This is a genomic window from Peribacillus sp. 05N428, from assembly GCF_056397085.1.
The window spans coordinates 1-3594 of record NZ_JBFTMS010000097.1; the positions used below are offsets into that span (position 1 = coordinate 1).

A 3594-nucleotide genomic window follows, 5' to 3' on the forward strand; every position below is an offset into this window, starting at 1 on the left:
GGCCATCTATTAGGAGTTAGGCCATCTATTAGGAGTTAACCCATTTGACCAGCCTGGAGTCGAAGCATACAAGAAGAATATGTTTGCTTTACTTGACAAACCTGGTTTTGAAGCAGAAAAAGCTACTCTCATGGAGCGTTTATCAAAATAATTATATCTGATTGGTTTTGTATTAATAAAAAGATTGTTACCAAAAACCATATTTTTTGTAACAATATTTATGAGAAATACTGATGCTTGATTTTACTAATTTTATAGGTTACCAAAAATAATTACCAAAAGTTTTACCAAATACTTTTACAAAAATGATGTCTCTTGTACAATTAGATTATTAAATTGTGCAGGAGGCTTCTTTATGATAATCGGTTATGCTCGAGTTTCGACAGTTGACCAAAATTTAGACCGACAAATTATATTACTTTCTGAGTACGGCTGTGAAAAAATGGTTCAAGAGAAATTTACTGGGACTACAAAGGATAGAGATGGACTTAACTCATTGCTAGATGTAATAAGGAAAGGTGATACCGTTGTAGTAGAAAGTATTTCACGCTTAGGGAGAAAAACACTTGATATTCTTTCTATTATTCAGCAATTCGAGGATACTGGTGTAAAGTTCGTTTCTATTAAGGAGAACATGGATACAAGAACATCAACGGGAAAAGCCATGTTTCAAATGATGTGTGTCATCGCAGAGTTAGAAAGAAATTTAATTGTAGAAAGAGTTAAAGAAGGGTTAGAAGCGAGTAAAAGAAGAGGAAAAAAACTAGGAAGGCCTAAAGTGGATCAAGGGAAAATTGAAATAGCCTTGAGGATGTATGACAGTAAAGAATACTCGGTAAAAGAAATTGTAGAAGGTACAGGACTTTCACAGGGATCATTATATCGAGCGATTAATAAAAGAAAACTAGTAGAAGCAAATTAATAATCTCTTATATTTTTAGGGAATTATGTGACGGACTAGGGCAGCTACTCTGTCACCACCCCCAACTTAATTTGAATGGAGTTGGTAATTTGTCATCTATAGAACGTACGGCTTATCCAAGATTTAAAAAACGTCCTACTTCAAAAGAACTTCGTGATGTTTACTCCCCTACACCTGAAGAAAACCAATTTGCGCATAAAGTTGCTAGAGGACCTGTTTCAGTTCTAAGTCTATTAGTTATGTTAAAGTCTTTCCAACGACTTGGTTACTTTCCTCCACCGAAAGATATTCCTGTAGAGATCATGATTCATATTCGGACCTGTTTGAATCTCTCTGCTAGTGTTGAACCGAATTACAATAGTAAATCAATTTACCGACATCAAAAAGCAATTAGAGATTACCTCAATGTACGTCCTTATGGAAAAGAAGCCTTACATATTGCAACTACTTCAATTTATAAGGCTACACAGGTAATGGACAATCCAGCCGATCTTATCAACGTATCCATTGAAATATTAATAAAAGAAAGGTGTGAATTACCTGCTTTTAGTACATTAGATCGATTGGCTCGTCGTATAAGAACATTAGTGAATCACCAGTTATTTAATTCAGTATTTTCAAAATTGACTCCTGAAATTGAGCGAAAATTAGATCAATTACTAGTTACTAAAAATGATAATCGGACTTCTGAATATAACTTATTAAAAGAAATTCCAAAAAGCGCAACACTTTCGCATATGAAAGAAATACAAAATAGGTTACTTCTGTTAACTGATTTTATAGAAGAAATTGATAGCTTACTAGAGGATATTCCAAATTTAAAAATTAAACACTTCGCTTTAGAAGCAAAAGCGCTTGATGCATCAGAATTAAAAGACTTTAATTTAGCTAAAAGATATATGCTGCTACTTTGTATGATTTATCGCTCAAAAATTTCAGCTATAGATAGTTTGGTAGAGATGTTTCTCAAAAGAGTCAGAACTATACATAACAAAGGCAAAGAGGAGCTAGAACTTCTTCGAGAAAAACATAGATCAAAAACTGAAAATCTTATATCTGTTTTGGCGGAAGTCTTAAATGCCACAAGTATAAATGAGAACGATACCTTGACTGGTCAGAAAATAAGGGAGTTATTAGGGAGAAGAGGTGGTATCGACGCATTAAAAGAAGATTGTGAATCAATTTCATCATATAATGGCAATAACTACCTTCCTCTTTTATGGAAGTTCTATAAAAGCCACAGGAAAACTCTTTTTAGATTGATTAGTATGATTGAAATTAATTCAACCACACAGGATCAATCACTTTTAGAAGCTTTACAATTTTTACGTGATAATGAGAACCGAAAAATTGTAAAGCTACAAATAGATTTGGATCTTTCATTTGCTAGTGAACAGTGGAAAAAAACGATTTATGTACCTAAAGAAAATAACTTAATCCATCGTAAACACCTTGAAATCTGTATTTTTTCCTATCTTGCAAGCGATTTAAAAACGGGAGACCTTTGTGTAAAAGGATCAGAGAATTTTGCTGATTACCGTGAACAGCTCCTTTCTTGGGATGAGTGTAAACCTATGGTAGATGAATACTGTAAGGAACTTGGCTTTTCTTCAAATTCAGGGGATTTTGTTCAACAATTAAAGCTCTGGCTAGGAGATACTGCACAAAAAGTAGATTTAAACTACCCTGATAACGGCCAGGTAATCATTAATGAAAATGGAGAACCAACGTTGAGAAAAATAATGAGAAAAGAACAACCTCAGACAAGTAAGGCGTTAGAGGTAGTTATTTCTCAACGGTTACCTGAACGAAATGTCTTAGATATTCTTTGTAATGTAGAACATTGGACAAATTGGACACGGCATTTTGGACCATTATCTGGTTCAGATCCTAAGCTTGAAAATGCAATGGAACGTTATATCATTACTTCTTTTGGATACGGATGTAATTTAGGACCAACACAGACTTCTAAGCACATGAAAAAAGCAGTAACCCCACACATGATTTCATTTGTAAATCGGCGACATATTAATGCATCTAAAATAGACGAAGCTATTCGTAATATTTTAAATCAATACAATCAATTTAGTTTGCCTAGACTATGGGGTGATGGAAAAACGGCTGCTGCAGATGGAACAAAATTTGATCTCTACGAAGAAAACTTAATCTCTGAATACCACATTCGATACGGAGGTTATGGGGGGATTGCATATCATCATGTTTCAGATACTTATATTGCACTCTTTAGTCACTTCATTCCATGTGGAGTTTGGGAAGCAGTTTATATTATTGATGGTTTGCTGAAAAATAAATCAGACATTCAGCCCGATACGTTACATGCTGATACGCAAGGTCAATCAACGCCTGTTTTTGCACTTGCACATTTATTGGGGATTAATTTAATGCCTCGTATTCGAAATTGGAAGGATTTAAAATTTTACAGGGCTGATAAGGACACAAAATATCACCACATTGATCAGTTGTTTAGTGATACCGTTGACTGGGACCTAATTGAAACACACTGGCAAGATCTGCTCCAAGTGGTTCTTTCTATAAAAGCTGGTAAAATATTACCCTCTACACTACTTAGAAAACTAAGTAACTATAGTAGAAAAAACCGATTATATCAAGCTTTTAGGGAATTAGGAAGGATTGTAAGAACTGTATTTTTG

The 3594-nt window shown here is 34.2% G+C and carries 2 protein-coding genes and 1 pseudogene; all 3 read left to right on the forward strand.

The window, feature by feature from the left end:
* Window positions 1-19: 19 nt before the first annotated feature.
* A pseudogene (locus AC1DIV_RS29765) lies at window positions 20-151 on the forward strand (glucose-6-phosphate isomerase); the annotation flags it as partial.
* A 204-nt stretch (window positions 152-355) separates the two neighbouring features.
* Window positions 356-922 (forward strand): recombinase family protein, encoded by a 567-nt coding sequence (locus AC1DIV_RS29770; RefSeq protein ID WP_066154495.1) that lies wholly within the window; start codon window positions 356-358, stop codon window positions 920-922.
* A gap of 89 nt (window positions 923-1011) precedes the next feature.
* A partial coding sequence (locus AC1DIV_RS29775; RefSeq protein ID WP_477577941.1) for a Tn3 family transposase occupies window positions 1012-3594 on the forward strand: 2583 nt, incomplete at its 3' end.